Source organism: Mesorhizobium sp. M2A.F.Ca.ET.039.01.1.1 (assembly GCF_003998035.1).
GTDB lineage: Bacteria > Pseudomonadota > Alphaproteobacteria > Rhizobiales > Rhizobiaceae > Mesorhizobium.
In genome coordinates this window covers 1-17,002 of sequence record NZ_RZRY01000013.1, presented here as the reverse complement: position 1 = coordinate 17,002, position 17,002 = coordinate 1, and the positions used below count along the sequence as shown (strand labels likewise).

Annotated in this window: 17 protein-coding genes and 1 pseudogene; 10 read left to right on the top strand and 8 right to left on the bottom strand. The window is 63.1% G+C overall.

The features are described from left to right. The coding region (locus EOA24_RS42780; RefSeq protein ID WP_245501747.1) for a dihydroorotase at positions 1-834 on the top strand (834 nt) is incomplete at its 5' end. 5 nt (positions 835-839) lie between these two features. On the opposite strand, the gene EOA24_RS02755 is transcribed toward EOA24_RS42780, so the two are convergent. The 4 genes from EOA24_RS02755 to EOA24_RS02735 form a co-directional block, all read right to left on the bottom strand. Beyond that, a complete protein-coding gene (locus tag EOA24_RS02755; protein ID WP_189343191.1) occupies positions 840-1,631 on the bottom strand; it encodes a hypothetical protein in 792 nt (263 codons plus the stop codon). A 222-nt stretch (positions 1,632-1,853) separates the two neighbouring features. Further along, a complete protein-coding gene (locus EOA24_RS02750) occupies positions 1,854-2,111 on the bottom strand; it encodes a hypothetical protein (protein WP_040984202.1) in 258 nt (85 codons plus the stop codon). 354 nt (positions 2,112-2,465) lie between these two features. Beyond that, positions 2,466-2,843 carry a TIGR02301 family protein gene (locus tag EOA24_RS02745; RefSeq protein WP_126083460.1) on the bottom strand — a complete coding sequence of 126 codons (378 nt, stop codon included), beginning with the start codon at positions 2,841-2,843 and terminating at the stop codon, positions 2,466-2,468. Positions 2,844-3,165: 322 nt separating this feature from the next. Further along, entirely contained in the window at positions 3,166-3,582 is a 417-nt protein-coding gene (locus EOA24_RS02735; protein ID WP_126078294.1) for an NUDIX hydrolase, read from the bottom strand. Between the two features lie 118 nt (positions 3,583-3,700). On the opposite strand from EOA24_RS02735, the pseudogene EOA24_RS02730 reads away from it, so the two are divergent. Beyond that, positions 3,701-4,462, top strand: a pseudogene (locus EOA24_RS02730) (SOS response-associated peptidase). Positions 4,463-4,631: 169 nt separating this feature from the next. Here the strand turns inward: EOA24_RS02730 and EOA24_RS02725 are convergent. After that, on the bottom strand, positions 4,632-4,787 hold the full coding sequence (locus tag EOA24_RS02725) for a hypothetical protein (protein ID WP_108702811.1): 156 nt from the start codon (positions 4,785-4,787) through the stop codon (positions 4,632-4,634). Positions 4,788-5,179: 392 nt separating this feature from the next. Between EOA24_RS02725 and cysS the strand changes: the two genes are divergently transcribed. The 7 genes from cysS to cimA all read left to right on the top strand — a co-directional run bounded on the left by cysS (position 5,180) and on the right by cimA (position 11,397). Continuing rightward, the gene (gene cysS / locus EOA24_RS02720; RefSeq protein ID WP_126078293.1) at positions 5,180-6,631 is read left to right on the top strand and encodes a cysteine--tRNA ligase; all 1,452 of its coding nucleotides are present in this window, start codon (positions 5,180-5,182) and stop codon (positions 6,629-6,631) included. A 250-nt stretch (positions 6,632-6,881) separates the two neighbouring features. Then, positions 6,882-7,226, top strand: a complete 345-nt coding sequence (locus tag EOA24_RS02710; protein WP_245467156.1) for an endonuclease domain-containing protein — start codon at positions 6,882-6,884, stop codon at positions 7,224-7,226. Next, positions 7,223-7,609, top strand: coding sequence for a VOC family protein (locus EOA24_RS02705; RefSeq protein WP_126078291.1), 387 nt, complete (start codon positions 7,223-7,225; stop codon positions 7,607-7,609). Before EOA24_RS02710 ends, EOA24_RS02705 begins: the two co-directional genes overlap by 4 nt. A gap of 33 nt (positions 7,610-7,642) precedes the next feature. Continuing rightward, the gene (locus EOA24_RS02700) at positions 7,643-8,134 is read left to right on the top strand and encodes a GFA family protein (protein WP_126078290.1); all 492 of its coding nucleotides are present in this window, start codon (positions 7,643-7,645) and stop codon (positions 8,132-8,134) included. Further along, a complete protein-coding gene (locus EOA24_RS02695; protein ID WP_108702816.1) occupies positions 8,131-8,607 on the top strand; it encodes a GFA family protein in 477 nt (158 codons plus the stop codon). The genes EOA24_RS02700 and EOA24_RS02695 overlap by 4 nt, the downstream gene beginning before the upstream one ends. Beyond that, entirely contained in the window at positions 8,604-9,569 is a 966-nt protein-coding gene (gene pip, locus EOA24_RS02690) for a prolyl aminopeptidase (protein ID WP_126078289.1), read from the top strand. Before EOA24_RS02695 ends, pip begins: the two co-directional genes overlap by 4 nt. A 211-nt stretch (positions 9,570-9,780) precedes the next feature. After that, a complete protein-coding gene (gene cimA / locus EOA24_RS02680) occupies positions 9,781-11,397 on the top strand; it encodes a citramalate synthase (RefSeq protein ID WP_126078287.1) in 1,617 nt (538 codons plus the stop codon). A gap of 14 nt (positions 11,398-11,411) precedes the next feature. Here the strand turns inward: cimA and EOA24_RS02675 are convergent, their stop codons facing one another. After that, a complete protein-coding gene (locus tag EOA24_RS02675; protein WP_126078286.1) occupies positions 11,412-12,245 on the bottom strand; it encodes a sulfotransferase family 2 domain-containing protein in 834 nt (277 codons plus the stop codon). Positions 12,246-12,481: 236 nt separating this feature from the next. On the opposite strand from EOA24_RS02675, the gene rarD reads away from it, so the two are divergent. Further along, the gene (rarD, locus tag EOA24_RS02670) at positions 12,482-13,411 is read left to right on the top strand and encodes an EamA family transporter RarD (protein WP_126078285.1); all 930 of its coding nucleotides are present in this window, start codon (positions 12,482-12,484) and stop codon (positions 13,409-13,411) included. A gap of 10 nt (positions 13,412-13,421) precedes the next feature. Here rarD and EOA24_RS02665 read toward each other — a convergent pair whose 3' ends face one another. Further along, the gene (locus tag EOA24_RS02665; protein ID WP_126078284.1) at positions 13,422-14,417 is read right to left on the bottom strand and encodes a transporter; all 996 of its coding nucleotides are present in this window, start codon (positions 14,415-14,417) and stop codon (positions 13,422-13,424) included. Positions 14,418-14,628: 211 nt separating this feature from the next. Continuing rightward, positions 14,629-17,002, bottom strand: a 2,374-nt coding sequence (locus tag EOA24_RS02660) for an EAL domain-containing protein (RefSeq protein WP_127409550.1), incomplete at its 5' end; no start/stop codon positions are given.

Here is a 17,002-nt window from a genome sequence, read left to right as displayed (position 1 = left end):
GTCGCCTCGATCCTGCGCAACACCCGCCGCCGCTCCGCCTTCCATTCGGAAGACGAATTCCGTCTGCGCGAGCGGCTCGGCGAGCGCGTCGAGGGCGATCCGTCGTCGCATCCCGTCTGGCGCGACGAGATCGCGGCGCTGCGCTGCACCGAGCGCCTGGTGCGCATCGCCAGGCAGACGCGCGCGCGCATCCATGTGCTGCACATCTCGACCGCGGAAGAAATCGTCTTCCTCGAGCAGCACAAGGATGTCGCGACCTGCGAAGCGACGCCGCATCATCTGACGCTGACGGCGGACGACTATGCCAGGCTTGGCACGCTGATCCAGATGAACCCGCCGGTGCGCGCGGCTCGCCACCGCGACGGCGTCTGGCACGGCATTCATCAAGGCATCGTCGATGTACTGGGATCAGACCATGCGCCGCATACGCTGGCCGAGAAGGCAAAGGCCTATCCGGCCTCGCCGTCCGGTATGACCGGCGTGCAGACGCTGGTGCCGATCATGTTGGACCATGTGAACGCCGGCCGGCTCACGCTGCAGCGCTTCGTCGACCTTTCCAGCCACGGCCCGCAGCGCATCTTCGGCATGGCCAGGAAGGGCCGCATCGCCGCCGGCTACGATGCCGATTTCACCATCGTCGATATGAAGCGGCGCGAGACCATCACCAACGCCCAGGCCGGCTCCAAAGCCGGCTGGACACCCTATGACGGCAGGGAGGTCACCGGCTGGCCGGTCGGCACCATCCTGCGCGGCAATCGCGTCATGTGGGAAGGTGAGATCGCGACACCCGGCCAGGGCAGGGCGGTGGAATTTTCCGAGGCGCTGCCGGTCTAAGGGGTTCAATCCCCGGCCACAAAGAACAGCCACTGCCCTGTCGGCGTGATGCCGACGCGGTAGAAGATATAGGCGCCGAACTGCTTCATGTCGTCATAATCGCTAGCCGTGACCAGCTTGAACAATTCGACGCGTTGCCTGGCATCGAGCTTGTCGAGCGGCAGCGCGAAGAAATACGGCCAGACATAGAGTTCCTGCGGCGTGCCGGTGTCGACATGGACATAGCCGGCCGAAAGCACCTCTTCAAGGATGGCGAGGATCTCCTGGCCGTCGCCGTCGCCCGAGAGGCCCTTGAGAAAGGTGATCGGGTCGCCGTCGATATCGCCCAGCGACAATTGCGTCATGGAATCGCCCTTGCCGATCAGCGGCCGCAGCTTCTCGATGTCGCCGGTACGGCAGGCCTCGATGATCAGCCCATGCATGCGCTTGACCGGTTCAGGAAGCGTGTTGAGGTCGTAGACGACCGCCGGCGGCGGCGCGTCCGGATCGGCGCGCGGGCTGGTGATGCCGCCATTGGCGGGCGGCGTTTCCGGCTCCGACTTGTCGGTGTCGTCTGCCGGCTGGCCGCTGTCCGAAGGCTTGGAGCCGGGCGCTTCCGGCATCGGCACGGTCGCGCCAGGCGCGGCGCTGTCGCTGTCGGCGGGCGGGGCCACCGGGGAAGGCAGGTCCTCGCGCTGGATCTCACTCAGTGCGTAGGAAGGCGTGCTGGCGAGGCACAAAGGCAGCGCGAGGCAGGAAGCGGCGATCAGGATGTTGAGCGTCAGCCCGCGCGGCCGGCCTGACATCGAAAATCTCACCGCTTGCCTCTCCATTGTTCCCCGGCCTGATCCGGGCGGCGCCTTGAATGGTCAAGCGCATGGGCATGATGCCCAAACGGCGTGCACTCGTCAAAAGTCACTGTCGAAAAGTCGCTGTCAAAACAGATGACTAGAGCAATTCCAGGAAAAGTGTGAGCGGTTTTCCGTCCGGAATTGCGTAAAAACAAAGAGATAGAGTGGTTCGCCGTTTCCGTGAAACGCTCAGTGCTTCAGCCGTTCAGGCTCGAAGGCGCCGGCGATCACCTTTTCCCGCATGCGGTCGAGCAGCGCCAGCGCCGAGGTCTCGCCATTGGCGCGCAACATCTCGCCGAAAGCCGTCTCCAACGCCGCCTCGGCGATGATTTCCGGCTCGATGCCGGCCGACAGGCCTTCCGCCCATGCCTCGCTGTGGCTCTCAACGGCGGTCAGGCGTTTTTCTTCCCTGACCAATGCGTCGATGTCGCTGACACCATGTTCCATTGCGATGTCCACCTTACTGCAAGCGGCGATCCAACAGTGGATCCGGCTTGGGCTGTCAGTTCGTCCGCAGTCTCAAGTAAGTCATTGTAAATACGACATTTTTAGGGTCGAAATTCACATTGTCGGCGAGACTGCGCTCAATCGATGCCGAGCTTAGCCGATTAGGCCGGCTTGCGGCATCAAAACCTTCAGTTTGAGTTAATTCCGCAATCGCGCGCTAACGTTTCATTAATACTGTTGCGAAACCGCAACAGATGATTGCACCAGAGCGGGACAGGAGACAATAAGGCACATCACATTGGCGCCAATTGTCGCAAGAAATCTGGGCAAAACGTATTGGCGGCCCGAGCCGCCTCAGTTCCCGTAGCGCGAAGCGATGTCGCGCGACAGCGTCTCGCCTTCCTTCATGTAGCGGGCGATGGCCTCGGTCGCCGAAGGCGTGCATCGTGTATAGGTGCCGCTGAAGGAGCGGTAGCCGCGGTTGAAGGAGGCGATGAAGCGCGCGCGCCGGTCAGGGTCCGGATTTTCCGATTCGAGCAGCTTTTCCATTTCGACCCGCCACTGGTCGCCCTTTTCACCGCACAGGTTGCGCAGAAAATGCAGCGATCCCAGCACTTCCGCCAGCCGCATCAGCCCCGGCTCGAACGGCGCCTCGGCGGCGCGCGCCGGAACCGGCGAAGCGGCGATGCCGACAGCGAGGCACGCGGCGAGAAGAGGGGAAGCGCGGGTCATAGACTTATGTGATCGAACAGTTCGTTGTCCACAAGGCGACTGTGAGGCTGTTGGCATTGGCCATCGGATGAAAGCGCTTTGCCCGTTGGAATTCAACTTGTCCAGGTTGGCGCCGCCCCTCATTGCCCTGCCGGGCATTTCTCCCCGTATAGTGACGGGAAGAAAGGGCATGGTGCAGCGCTGGCGCATTCCCTGCCAGTTGGCGGTTGGCGAAATCGCTGGCGACAGCGTCCCTCTCCCCGTCACTATACGGGGAGAGGATGCCGGCAGGCAGGTGAGGGGCAGCGCAAACGTCTGAAGTCATGGCGTTGCATTCTCGAAGCTACTTGTGCGAATCGTTAAGCAACGCTACCGCAACCTCAAGCACTGCATCGGCAAGCGGCATGTCAGCCATTTGCGCCAGCGTGTAGAATGCCGCGGTCTCGGCATCGTCGCTGGCCACTGGTTCGCCGTCGGCATAGGCGGCGCCGAACACCGTCAGCAGATAGTCGACCGCGTGGTTTTCACCGCTGCCGTCGATATGGATGTCGCGCAGCGGGCGGTAGTCGATGGCTTCAAGTCCGGTCTCTTCCCGCAACTCCCGTGCGGCAGCCTCCGCCAGCGTTTCGCCCGGTTCGACCTTGCCGCCTGGATAGGCATAGAGCCCTTGCGATGGCGCCCGCCCACGCTTGACCAGAAGCACGGTGCCGTCGCGCACGACCGCGACCGAAACGGCCGGTATGATCTTGCGCTTTTCCATGCGTGCCGATCCTTCTGCAGGCTTTTGTGGACCGATTGGGCGAATCCAGCTTTAGCCGTTGCGGCGTGGCGGTTCCATCGCCACTTTTGATGGCACGTCACTCGAAAAGCCCAGATCCATGTGCGGACGCTTTGCCCTGACCGCCACGCCGGACCAGACCGCCGCCTTCCTCGGCCTGGCCGAACTGGAGGGATTTCCGGCCCGCTAGAACATCGCGCCGACACAGCCGGTGCTGATGGCGCTTGCCGGCCCGCCGCGGGAACCCGGGTCCAACCTGCCGGACCGCCAGGCGATGCTGGTGCGCTGGGGCCTGATTCCCGCTTGGGTCGAGGACACCAAGGCGTTTCCGCTGCTCATCAACGCCCGTTCCGAGGGCGTGTTGCAAAAAGCATCGTTCAAGACCGCCATGCGCCACCGCCGCGCTCTTGTGCCGGCATCGGGCTTCTACGAATGGCAGCAATCGGGTTCGGCCAAGGGGCAGCCCTACTGGATCCGCCCGCGCCGCGGCGGCGTGGTCGCCTTCGCCGGCCTGATCGAGACTTACTCCGAGCCCGGTGGTTCCGAGATGGACACCGGCGCGATCATCACGACTGAGGCCAGTGCCGGTATCGCCCATATCCACGATCGCATGCCGGTGATGATCGAGGAGCGCGACTTCGCCCGCTGGCTCGACTGCCGCACGCAGGAGCCGCGCCACGTGCTCGATCTGCTGAAGCCCGCCGAGCCCGATTTCTTCGAGGCGATACCGGTTTCCGACCTGGTCAACAAGGTCGCCAACACCGGGCCGGAGATCCAGGAGCGCGGCATCGTTTCGCCGCAAGTTGAAAAGCCCAGGCGCCAGAAGCCTGGCGCGGACGAAAACCAGATGAGCTTGTTTTAGAGCAATTCCAGGAAAAGTGTGGAACGGTTTTCCGTTCGGAATTGCGTCAAACCATCCAACAGAAGGCTGCCTGCCCGAAAGGCTGCTTTGGGGCCTTCATCCCCAGGGCGCTCGTGGCGCCCTCGTCACCGCCGTCTCCATCGTCGGAGACCGTGCCGGTCGCGCCGTTTCAGGCGGCGCGCGGCGAGACGATCTTCTGCGCGGGCTTCTTCTTCTTCGCGGTGTGGAGGAGGGCGGCGACGATGGCCGCCGGGCCGATCGCGCGGTAGTGGTTGGCCAGCGCGGGCTGCGTTTGTCGGATCTGTTCCTGCTTGCTGCGAGCCATGATTCTCTTCCCTGGTAACGGTTTCGTGTTCAGCGTTTGGCGGCTGATTCCGTCCAAATCGTGACACCGGGCGGTCTAGCCGGCGAATGTTTCATCACTGTGCCGACATGTTTAATAAAATGTTTCGCCAGGTCTTTACCTGTGATCCAACGACATCTTTCCTAAGCCGAGCGACTTGACGGCAACACCCGCCGGCGCGATAAAGCCGGCCATGAAAACGTCTTTCGCCATTTGTGGCATTTGCATTATTGGCTAGCCTCGCGCTGGTCCGGACGTTTTCGCCTCATCTTTCCCCAGATCGGAAAAAACGCCCCGGCCAGCAGGCTGGAGCCTGTTTTGCGCCGTGGCGCAGGCAAGGCTCCATCCAAGTCTAAGGGATCGGAAGGGCACGTATGTCTGAACCATCGAAGGGCCTCAGCCTCTACAACACGCTGACGCGGACGAAGGAACCGTTCGTTCCGATCGACCCGCAAAACGTGCGCATGTATGTCTGCGGCCCGACCGTTTACGACTTTGCCCATATCGGCAATGCCAGGCCGGCGATCGTCTTCGATGTGCTTTTCCGCCTGTTGCGCCAACTCTACGGCGAAAAGCACGTCACGTATGTGCGCAACATCACGGATGTCGACGACAAGATAAACGCCAGGGCGCTGCGAGACTTCGGCGGCGAGATCGCGGCCGGGAAGTTGTCGCTCAACGATGCGATCCGCAAGGTCACCGAAAAGACCGCCGACCAGTACCACAAGGATGTCGCCGCGCTTGGCTGCCTGCAGCCGACCTACGAGCCGCGGGCGACGGAGTTCGTCGCACCCCGCGCCGACGGCAAGGCCGACATGCTGTCGCTGATCCGCCAGCTGATCGAGCGCGGCCATGCCTATGTCGCCGGCGGCGAGGTGCTGTTCGACACCGCCTCGATGCCGGATTATGGCGAGCTCTCCAAGCGCAATCTCGACGAGCAGCAGGCCGGCGCGCGCATCGCCGTCGACGCGCACAAGAAGAATCCCGGCGATTTCGTGCTGTGGAAATTGTCGAGCCCGGAAGAGCCCGGCTGGGAAAGCCCGTGGGGCAGGGGCCGGCCCGGCTGGCACATCGAGTGCTCGGCCATGTCGGCCGCCTATCTCGGCGAGGTCTTCGACATCCATGGCGGCGGGCTGGACCTGATCTTCCCGCACCACGAAAACGAGATCGCCCAGTCGCGCTGCGCCCACGGCACCAAGGTCATGGCCAACGTGTGGATGCACAACGGCTTCCTGCAGGTCGAAGGCCAAAAGATGTCGAAGAGCCTCGGCAATTTCTACTCGATCCACGAATTGCTGGAGACCGAGACCTTCGGCGGCCGCACCTGGCCGGGCGAGGTGCTCAGGCTGGCGATGCTGATGACGCACTATCGCGAGCCGATCGACTTCTCCGTGCGCAAGCTGGAGGAGGCGGAAAACACGCTGCGCAAATGGAAGCGCGCGGCCGATCTTGCGCCCGCGGCCGCGAAGGACCTGCCGGCCGAAGTGGTGGAAGCGCTCTCGGATGACCTTGCCACCTACACCGCCTTCCAGCGGCTGACGCAGCTTGCCGGCGAGGCGGTCGAGGCTGGCGGCGATGGTGGCAATGCCGCCGCCGCTTCGTTGAAAGCGGCACTGGCCTTCCTCGGCTTCGACGTCGGCGCGGCCAAGGTGGACGAGACGGCGGTCGCCAAGGCCATCGCGGATCGTCTGGAGTTTATCGCTGCCAAGAACTGGGCCGAGGCTGATCGCATCCGCCACGAGCTTTTGGCTCAGGGCGTGCAGTTGAAGGACGGCAAGGATCCTGTCACCGGCGCGCGTGTGACGACGTGGGAGATCAAGCGGTGAAGGTGGATGCCTCCATACGGGAGAGGTTGGAGCGAGGCCCCCCTCTCTGTCCTGCCGGACATCTCCCCCTCAAGGGGGGAGATTGGATGTCGCCTGGGCTTTCGCCAACCGTCAACGTTGAAGATTGGGCGCCGTCGGCGAAGCTGCTGATCTCCCCCCTTGAGGCGGAGATGCCCGGCAGGGCAGAGAGGGGGGCCTCGCAATGACTCATCATCGGGTATCTCCCGCCAATCGCGGCAATGCGCGCAAGATGCGCAAGGCGATGACCGATGCCGAGTTGAAGCTTTGGAATGAGGTCCGTGCTGATAGGCTGATGGGAATGGCGTTCAGGCGTCAGATGCCCATAGCTGGCTACATCGTCGATTTTGCCTGCCCCAGCAAGAAGCTGATCGTCGAGATTGATGGCTCTCAGCACGCTCTTGCCGAAGTTTCGGCGTCCGACGTCGCGCGAACCGCGAAGCTTGAAGCTCTAGGCTGGACCATCCTGCGCTTCTGGAACGACGACGTGATCCGCGTTATCGACAATGTCTGCCAGCACATCGTCATCGTGGCCGGGCTGGCCGCCGCGCCACCAAGGGAGGAGCTCGTCCTGTGATCGATCATCTCGGCATCACCGTTTTCGATTTCGACGCGTCGAAGGCTTTCTACGACAAGGCGATGGCGCCGTTGGGGGCTTCGCTGCTCTACATGGTGCCGGAGGAATACACCGGCGGCGCCAAGGTCGGCGGTTATGGCCGCGACCGGCCGGTGTTCTGGGTGAGTGCCGGCAAGGAGAAGCCGAAGGATCACCAGCACATCGCCTTCACCGCGCGCAGCCGCGCTGAGGTCGACGCCTTCCATGCGGCAGCGCTTGCCGCCGGCGGCAGGGACAATGGCGCGCCGGGCCTGCGTCCGCACTATCATCCGAACTACTACGGCGCCTTCGTCTTCGATCCCGACGGCAACAATGTCGAGGCGGTCTGTCATGACCCGGAATGAGCCCCTAAGGCAGCCCATGAAACGGAGTGAGCGATGAGCCTCGACAACAGGCCGATCTACACCGGCGGCTGCCAGTGCGGCGCCGTGCGCTTCCGCGTCGAAGGCGCGTTGGGCGACGCCTCGGTCTGCCATTGCCGCATGTGCCAGAAGGCGAGCGGCAATTTCTACCTGCCGCTGGTGTCGGTGCGCGGCGCCACGCTCGACTGGACGCGCGGCGAGCCGAAACGCTTCCGTTCGTCCAACGCCGCCTGGCGCGGCTTCTGCGCCGAATGCGGCACGCCGCTGACCTTCGAGGCGCCCGACGGTATCGCATTGGCGATCGCCACCTTCGATGACCCGACCGGCATCGCGCCGACCATCCAGTGGGGGACGGAGGCGAAGCTCCCCTATGTCGACGGCATCCCCAAGCTGCCGTCCGAGGACACGATGGCCGATATCGCCTCTGCGCCTTACCTCGCCGAGCTCGTCTCCTATCAGCATCCAGACCACGACACCGACCAATGGCCGCCGGAGGAAAGACCATGACCGATCAAGTTCGAACCGGCGGCTGCCAGTGCGGCGCCGTGCGTTTTCGCGTGCACGGCAAGCTCGGACGCCCGTCCATCTGCCATTGCCGCATGTGCCAAAAGCAGTTCGGCAATTTCTTCGGCGCGCTCGTGACGGTGCCGAAGGACGGCGTCGAATGGACCCATGAGGAGCCGACCTATTTCCAGTCCTCGGTCAACATCGACCGCGGCTTCTGCGCCCGCTGCGGCACGCCGCTGACCTACCGCCAGCCGGGCGCGCTGGAGATCGCCATCGGCGCGTTCGACGACCGCTCCGATCTCGCGCCGCAGATCCAGGTCAACTACGCGGTGCGGCTGCCCTGGGTGGAGAAGATCTTCGAGGCGCCGATCCTCGACGATCCCGATTTCTACCGACGGCAGGAGCAGATCATCTCCTTCCAGCACCCCGACCACGAGACGGCCAACTGGCCGCAGCAGGGCTTGAAACTATGACGATCCACAGTGGTTCCTTGCGCAGCCTCTATCCCGAGATCGAGCCGTTCGAGTCGGGCATGCTCGATGTCGGCGACGGCCACACCATCTATTGCGAGCGCTGCGGCACCAGGGGCGCCAAGCCCGCCGTGTTCCTGCATGGCGGCCCGGGCGGCACAATCTCGCCAAAGCACCGGTGCCTGTTCGACCCGAAGCTCTACGACGTCATCCTGTTCGACCAGCGCGGCTGCGGGAAATCGACGCCCAACGCCTCGCTGGAAGCCAACACCACCTGGCATCTCGTCGCCGACATCGAGCGCCTGCGCGAGATGGCCGGCTTCGACAAATGGCTGGTCTTCGGCGGTTCCTGGGGCTCGACGCTGGCGCTCGCCTATGCCGAGACGCATCCCGAGCGCGTCAGCGAGCTCATCGTGCGCGGCATCTACACGCTCACCCGGGCCGAGCTCGAATGGTATTATCAGTTCGGCGTCTCCGAGATGTTTCCCGACAAATGGGAGCGTTTTCTCGCGCCGATCCCCGAGGCCGAGCGCGGCGACATGATGGCCGCTTACCGCAAGCGGCTGGTCGGCTCCGACCGCGCGCGCCAAGTGGAGGCCGCCCGCGCCTGGAGCATCTGGGAGGGCGAGACGATCACGCTGCTTCCCGAACCCGAGACCAGCGATCCGTTCGGCCAGGATGACTACGCCATCGCCTTCGCCCGCATCGAGAACCACTATTTCGTCCATGCCGGCTGGCTGGAGGAAGGGCAACTGCTCCGCGACGCCTGGAAACTGAAGGACATTCCCGGCACCATCGTCCACGGCCGCTACGACATGCCGTGCCCGGCGAAATATGCCTGGGCGCTGCACAAGGCCTGGCCGAAGGCGGATTTCCACCTCATCGAAGGCGCTGGCCACGCCTATTCCGAGCCGGGGATTCTGGATCGGCTGATCCGGGCCACGGATCGGTTTGCAGGGAAATAATGATGCAGGTTCGTGCTCTACGGCGCCCCCCTCTGGACTGCCGGCCATCTCCCCCACTTGGGGGGAGATCAGCAGCTTCGGCCCTGCCGCTTCTCCTGCAACGCTGGGGATTGGCGAAAGCCGAAGTGCCGTCCAATCTCCCCCCAAGTGGGGGAGATGTCCGGCAGGACAGAGGGGCGCGCGAAGGATCCCGGCATTTCGAGCTATCGCCATGAAGAAACAACGCCTCTATCTCTTCGACACCACTCTGCGCGACGGCCAGCAGACGCCGGGCATCGACTTTTCCGTCGAGGACAAGATCGCCATCGCAAAACTGCTCGACGCGTTCGGGATCGACTATGTCGAGGGCGGCTATCCGGGCGCCAACCCGACCGACACCGCCTTCTTTCAGAAGAAGCGGACGGAAAGCGCGAAATTCGTCGCCTTCGGCATGACCAAGCGTGCCGGGGTCTCGGCCTCCAACGATCCGGGGCTGGCGGCGCTGGTGCAGTCGAAGTCTGACGCCATCTGCTTTGTCGCCAAGAGCTGGGACTATCATGTCCGTGTGGCGCTCGGCTGCACCAACGAGGAGAATCTGGAGTCCATCAAGGCCTCGGTCGAGACGGCGGTGGCCGCCGGCAAGGAGGCGATGGTCGACTGCGAGCATTTCTTCGACGGCTTCAAGGCCAATCCCGATTACGCGCTGGCCTGCGCCAGGACCGCCTATGAAGCCGGAGCCCGCTGGGTGGTGCTGTGCGACACCAATGGCGGCACGCAGCCCTCGGAAGTGCGCGAAATCGTCGGCAAGGTGATCGCCGGCGGCATCCCGGGCGACCATCTCGGCATCCATGCGCATGACGACACTGGACAGGCGGTGGCCAATTCGCTGGCCGCCGTAGAAGCTGGTGTGCGCCAGATCCAGGGCACGTTGAACGGCATCGGCGAGCGCTGCGGCAACGCCAATCTGATCACCATCATCCCAACGCTTTCGCTGAAGCCCGCCTTCGCCGACCGTTTCGAAACCGGCATTTCAGCCGAGGATCTGACCGGAATATCCAGGCTCTCCCGCGCCTTCGACGAATTGCTCAACCGTGCGCCGGAAGCGCAGGCGCCCTATGTCGGTTCGTCCGCCTTCGCCACCAAGGCCGGCATCCATGCCTCGGCTCTGGCCAAGGAGCCGGCGACTTATGAACATGTGCCGCCGGAAGCCGTCGGCAACCGCCGGCGAGTCATGGTCTCCGACCAGGGCGGCAAGGCGAATTTCCTCGCCGAGCTGAAGCGGCGCGGCATCGATGTGCCGAAGGACGACAACCGGCTCGACTCCTTGATCGCCGTCGTCAAGGAGCGCGAGGCCGAAGGCTATGCCTATGAAGGCGCCGACGCGTCCTTCGAGCTGCTCGCGCGAAAAATGCTGCACGGCTTGCCGGAGTTCTTCAACGTCACCTCCTTCCGCTGCATGGTCGAGCGCCGCTTCGACGCCAACGGCAATCTGAAGACCGTCTCCGAGGCGATCGTGAAGGTCGAGGTCGATGGCGAGGAGAAGATGTCGGTGGCGGAAGGCCACGGCCCGGTCAACGCGCTCGACATCGCGCTGCGCAAGGACCTCGGCAAATACCAAAGCGAGATCGTCGATCTCGAGCTCGCCGACTTCAAGGTGCGTATCCTCAATGGCGGCACCGAGGCCATCACGCGCGTCCTGGTCGAGTCGCATGATTCCACCGGCGCCCGCTGGTGGACGGTCGGCGTTTCGGAAAACATCATCGACGCCTCCTTCCAGGCGCTTATGGATTCGATCATCTACAAGCTGATGAAGAACCGCGAGATGGCTGGGATGGTGGCCGCGGAGTAGGGGGATTCGGACCGTCAGCCGGCTCGATAGTCGGCATCATAACCGAACCGCCTGAAATCCTCCGCATAGGCCCGCCTGACCTGATCAACCAGCGGCCGGGTCCATGCAATTCCTGGCGTAGGGGCAGACTGGTTGAGCGGTTTTGCCAGCGAGTTTCGAATTTCCTCCGAAGCGCCTAATCGGGCCAAGACAGGATTCAAGCCTTCGGCCAGGGATTCGAGCTTTATGATCTCGATCCTGAAGTCGCTCGAATTCGGAATTATTGCTGACATCAGGCTCCAATGGCCGTTCTTGCCGAGAGCAGCCGTTGTGCAGGCGCCTTTGACGAAGCTGTCGAAAGACAGTTGGTCTCGGTCGATGTCGGACGAGGACAATGAGGTCATGTCGCCCATCAATTGCTCAATCAGTCCGGTATTTCCTGGGTCGGATAGTTTGAGCTTATAGAACTTGTTGAGATAACATGACCGCAATCTGGAGAATGGATTTCTCACCACCGAGAAAATCAGCGTCTCCGGGTCGCGCAGCAGCGATTCGAACAGTTTTACGCCGACGTCGCTCGGGGCAAGCAGTCCGGATTTTCGACGCGAATGATATGCTTCGGGATCGTCATCATGGTTGATTCCGTAGGCGCAGATCGAAAGGAGTCGCTTGACTGTGGTGCAACCCGCCTTGGGTACTTCCACATAGATCAGCTTGCGGTCCGGGAAAACGTGAAAGAAGTAATCGATGTCTGTTGTCGCGCGGTAAGCCCGATAGGCGACCGAGTCGGCCAGATGACGCCTTACCCCGAGCTGCGCTCGGAAGAAAGTATACTTCCTATTCTTTATGGCACTTGTCAGGCGCGACATTGAAGGGTTCCAGAATCACTTCATATTAGAATTCCCCCAAGCGCTAAAATGAGGCTATTACTACGGGCGGGCCATCGCAAACAGAAAATTCTGTAGGCGGACCGGCGGAGGCGAATTGTGATGCGGCGCCACGGAAAGGAAGCGGTCCCGGCCCGCTGAGCCATCACCAAAACTCCGTTGATCCATCATAATTTTGTGATGGTCTTGGGCGGCCCGCTGGGCCATAGCATTGGGCCATGGTCACCGCTAAAGCCGATCCCGATCAAGTCGCCAAGGGCCGCCGCGGCTTCCTTCTGGCACTTGGCGCCTATTTCCTCTGGGGGCTCTTGCCCTTCTATATGAAGGCGGTGGCGCATCTGCCGCTTGCCGAGGTGATCGCCAACCGCGTCGTCTGGTCGGTGCCGATCGCGGCGGCGGTGCTCCTCTGGGCCGGCCGCACCGCCGACTTCAAGGCGGCGATCCGTTCGCCGAAGAGCCTTGCCATGGCGGCACTGACGGCGGTGCTGATCTCGGTCAACTGGGGCATCTATGTCTGGGCGATCGCGGTCGACCGTACCGTCGAGACCGCGCTGGGCTACTACATCAACCCGCTGGTCAATGTCATCGTCGGCGCCGTGCTGCTCGGCGAGAAGCTCGACCGGCTGCAGATCTCGGCTGTTGTGCTGGCCGCCATCGCGGTGACGGTGCTGACTGTCGAGGCAGGCAAATTGCCCTGGGTGTCGCTGGCGCTCGCCTTTTCCTTTGCCGCCTACGGCTTCTTCCGCAAGACGCTGCCGATCGGCCCGAGCCAGGGTTTCCTGCTCGAGGTGCTTTTGCTGTCGGTGCCGGCGCTCTGCTACATCGTCTACCTGATTGCCACCGGCCAGGATCACCTCATCTCCAGCACCGGTGCCGACACGGCCTTGCTCATCGGCTGCGGCCCGATCACCGCCGTGCCGCTGCTGCTCTTCGCCTTCGGCGCAAGGCTGCTGCGCCTGTCCACCATAGGCATCATGCAATATATCGCGCCGACCATGGTGTTTCTGATCGCCGTGCTGATCTTCGGTGAGCCGTTCGGCACCACACAGGCAATCGCGTTCGGGCTGATCTGGACGGCGCTGGCGATGTACAGCTGGTCGATGTTCAGGGGCCGCGAAGCGCGGCCGGCGGCGCCGGCGACGAGATAGGATCGGCGCCCTACACGCGCCCGAGCCGTCGCACGATCTTGTAAACAACGCCGGCTATGACGACCGAGATCGCCGTCACCACCCAAAAGCCGTGCGGCGTGTCGACCAGCGGCACGCCGCCGACATTCATGCCGAACAGGCCAGAAATGATGGTCGTCGGCAACAGGACCGCCGTCATGACGGAGAGGATGTAGAGCAGCTGGTTCGACTGCTCGGTAAGCTTCGCCATCAGCTCATCCTGCAGCAGCCGCGTGCGCGCCTGCAGCTGCTCGCCGTCATGATGCAGCGTATGCGCCCGGTGCGAGAGGCGTGTGGCCATGTCGTTGATCGGGTCGGGCAGCTCGTTGCGATGCGAATGGTCGAGGTGGCGGAAGAGGCTGGTGAGCGTCGCCATCTGCCGGTGGATCAGCACCAGCTGCCGGCGCGCGTCGACCAGCGCCTGGCGCTCATTGTGCCATGCATTGCACACGATGCGATCCTCGATGCCGTCGAGCGTGTTGCCCATCTTGTCGAGCTCGGCCGCCATGCCGTCGAGCGACTGGCCCATCACCGCTTCGATCAGCTCGGCCGGCGTGCGGAATTTCCGTGTGCCGCTCTCTACCAGCTTGCGGATCTTGTCGACCGATTCCAGCGGCTGCTTGCGGGCGCCGACCAGCATCTTGTCGTTGAAGGCGAAGCGGAAATGCGTGAGTCCGCGCGTCTCGGCAAAATCGTGCCTGAGGTCCGGCAGGTCGCCATAGAGGAAGTCGTCATCGAAATCGATCTGGCAGCCATGGCTTGGCGACAGGAAGGCGTCGCGCACCGGCGCCGGCAGGGCCGTCTCGGCGCCGATCTCGTGGCGGGCGCGCATGTCGGTGATCTGGTAGCTGCGCCAGCTCCAATGCGCCTCGGCGGGATCGGCGGTGCGGGAACCATCGGCCTTGAAATGGTAGATGAAGAACAGCCCGTGCTCGTCCGGCAGATAGGGCGAGAGATCAGTGTCTTCGGCGGGGAGGGCGATGTTCATGGCGGCTTCGCCGGTTCTTGATGCGGTCGGGGTCGCGGGGGCGGCCGCGGCAAACCTACCATGGCGATTGCCGCCTGGTGTGACAGTTTGATGACCGGGTTTTCAGCGGGTCTCCCTCTCGGCAGGGCTGTCCTGTCGTTTGCCCGCTTGCCGAACGGGTCGTGCAGCCGGCAACAGCCCGGTCAAATGGCAGCTCGGTGAGCCGGCATCGCTATCCCGCTGCCAGCCACTCCCGCGACTGCGCGAAGATCCTGAAGGATGTTGCGTCCATCGGGCGCCCGAAGGCGTAGCCCTGCAGGATGTCGCAGCCAAGCTCTTTCAGGATGCGCGCATGTTCCATCGTCTCGACGCCTTCCGCCACGACCCCGATGCCGAGCGATTTGCCGATCTCTATGATTGACGACACCAGCCGCCGCTGCGCCGGCGAGCCGGTTATCGGCGTGACGAGCTGCCGGTCGATCTTGAGACGGCGCGGTTGCAGTTTGAGCAGGCTGACGACCGATGCGTAGCCCGTGCCGAAATCGTCGATCTCGATGTCGATTCCGAGTTCCTTGATGTGCTCGATGTTCCAAGCGACAAGGTCGTCGTGCTCGTCGAGAAAGATAGACTCCACGAGCTCGAATGAAACGGTTCCCTTCTTGATCGCCAGCTTGCGCAGGCCGTTGATGAGATCCTTGTCTTCCAGCCTTCGTGCCGAGACATTGACCGACACGCGCGGGATGTTGAGCCCGTCGAGCGACCAGCGCTGGAAATTCTCGAGCGTTTGTTCGAGGATCGTGCGGTCGATGAGCGAGACCACGTTCAATTCCTCGGCCACCTGGAGGAACACGTCGGGGCCGAGGATGCCGCGCTGTGGATGGCGCCAGCGCGACAGCGCTTCGACACCGACGATCTCGAGCGTGTTGGCGTCGAACTGCGGCTGGTAATAGGCAATGAACTCGTTGCGCTCCAAGCCGCCGAGAATCTCGTCGGCAGTTTGCTTGGTCTTCACGATCTCGCTTTGCAGCTCTTCGTTGAAGAACTCATAACGGTTGCGCCCTCGGCTCTTGGCTCGGTAGAGCGCGAGGTCGGCATTGACCAGCAATTGCTTGGCATCGATGCCGCTATTGGCCGCAATCCCGATGCTGACCCCAAACCGGCATTGGTGGCCCTTATAGTCGACGGGTTGGCGCATCTCTTCGATGATCCGGTCCGCGAGTGCGGCGAGTTCATCGTCCCTGCGTCCGCGGCACACCACGATGAACTCGTCCCCGCCGATGCGCGCCACGAAGTCGGCCGCCCGGACGTTGGCCTTGATGACCTTCGAGGCATGCATGAGCATGGCGTCGCCTGCCGCATGGCCGAGCGTGTCGTTGATGTGCTTGAAGCGGTCGAGGTCGAGATGCAGCAAGGCAGTGCGATCATCGTGCGCCCCGGCCAGCATCTCATCAAGATAGCGGCGATTGGGCAGGCCCGTCAGAGAATCATGCAGCGCAACGTGCTCGATGCGCGCCTTGGCGGTCTCAAGTTCGGCATTCTTCGATTCCGACAATTGCCGCTCATGCACCAGATTCTCATTGAGCAGGACGTCGCTGGTCACGTCCCATTCAGCGCCGATCATCTTGGGCGTGTCGTCGACGTCCTGCAGGAAGCCTGCCCGGGTGCGCACATGGCGGACGGTGCCGTCAGGAAGGAGAAGACGGTACTGCGAGGAATAGCGGCCTTGGGTTGCTGCCGCCGTGTCGAAGTCCCTTCTTGCGCGCTCCAGGTCGTCTGGATGAATGGTCAGCGCCCAGTCGTCATAGCCACGCGGCCGGCCGTCAGCCGGCCTGCCATAGATCTCGTTGAGGCGATCGTCCCACACGAGCTGCGAGGTGGCGAGGTCGTGTTCCCATACGCCGATGCCCGAGGCATCTAGCGCAAGCTCAAGGCGTTGGGAAAGCCGCCGCAGCTCCGCGTAATTCTTCTGTCTCTCGCCGAACAACCAACCGGCTATCAGGATGGGCAACACAATCAGCGCGCCGGCCAGCGCCACCGTTGCCCACAAGGTGGCCTCATTCTTCGGCGTGGCCGGCCAGCCGTGTTTCGGTATCGCCGACAATTGCCAGGACCCCAGCGGAAGTCCCACTTCGGCCGTTACCGGGTTGCCGTTGACCACGTTCTCGCTGCCGAAGAAGCGCTGGCCGCCGCCGCCCAGCGCGTCCTTGCCTGTCAGGGCGACCTCGATATCGAGGTCCGGGTCGGTGAGGCCGCTTGCGGCAAAGAGCCTGTCGACATCGATGACGGCGGAGAGAATGCCCCAGAACCGGTCACCGCCGCCCACTGTCGGTACGAAAATCGGAATCCTGCCGATGAAGCCTCGGCCGCCCTGGACGAGGTCTACCGGACCCGCCAGGACCAAGGCGCGCTGGTCGCGCGCCCGCAGCGCCGCCATGCGCTGTGCTTCGTTCTTGCGGTAGTCGAGCCCGAGCGCCTTTTCGTTGCCTTTCATCGGGTACATCAACGAGATCACAAGGTCGGGCGCGCCGGCAATGTTGCGCAGCTGTGATTTCTCCTTGAACAGGTTCGCGGCGAGCGCCGCAAATCGCTGTTGCCCCATATACGGC

What these genes read in the sequence shown, in the direction of transcription:
- EOA24_RS02750 (WP_040984202.1), bottom strand. Translation starts at nt 2,111, where the DNA reads ATGGAACATGGTGTCAGCGACATCGACGCATTGGTCAGGGAAGAAAAA.
- EOA24_RS02745 (WP_126083460.1), bottom strand. Translation starts at nt 2,843, where the DNA reads ATGACCCGCGCTTCCCCTCTTCTCGCCGCGTGCCTCGCTGTCGGCATC.
- EOA24_RS02735 (WP_126078294.1), bottom strand. Translation starts at nt 3,582, where the DNA reads ATGGAAAAGCGCAAGATCATACCGGCCGTTTCGGTCGCGGTCGTGCGC.
- EOA24_RS02725 (WP_108702811.1), bottom strand. Translation starts at nt 4,787, where the DNA reads ATGGCTCGCAGCAAGCAGGAACAGATCCGACAAACGCAGCCCGCGCTG.
- cysS (WP_126078293.1), top strand. Translation starts at nt 5,180, where the DNA reads ATGTCTGAACCATCGAAGGGCCTCAGCCTCTACAACACGCTGACGCGG.
- EOA24_RS02710 (WP_245467156.1), top strand. Translation starts at nt 6,882, where the DNA reads ATGCGCAAGGCGATGACCGATGCCGAGTTGAAGCTTTGGAATGAGGTC.
- EOA24_RS02700 (WP_126078290.1), top strand. Translation starts at nt 7,643, where the DNA reads ATGAGCCTCGACAACAGGCCGATCTACACCGGCGGCTGCCAGTGCGGC.
- EOA24_RS02695 (WP_108702816.1), top strand. Translation starts at nt 8,131, where the DNA reads ATGACCGATCAAGTTCGAACCGGCGGCTGCCAGTGCGGCGCCGTGCGT.
- pip (WP_126078289.1), top strand. Translation starts at nt 8,604, where the DNA reads ATGACGATCCACAGTGGTTCCTTGCGCAGCCTCTATCCCGAGATCGAG.
- cimA (WP_126078287.1), top strand. Translation starts at nt 9,781, where the DNA reads ATGAAGAAACAACGCCTCTATCTCTTCGACACCACTCTGCGCGACGGC.
- EOA24_RS02675 (WP_126078286.1), bottom strand. Translation starts at nt 12,245, where the DNA reads ATGTCGCGCCTGACAAGTGCCATAAAGAATAGGAAGTATACTTTCTTC.
- rarD (WP_126078285.1), top strand. Translation starts at nt 12,482, where the DNA reads ATGGTCACCGCTAAAGCCGATCCCGATCAAGTCGCCAAGGGCCGCCGC.
- EOA24_RS02665 (WP_126078284.1), bottom strand. Translation starts at nt 14,417, where the DNA reads ATGAACATCGCCCTCCCCGCCGAAGACACTGATCTCTCGCCCTATCTG.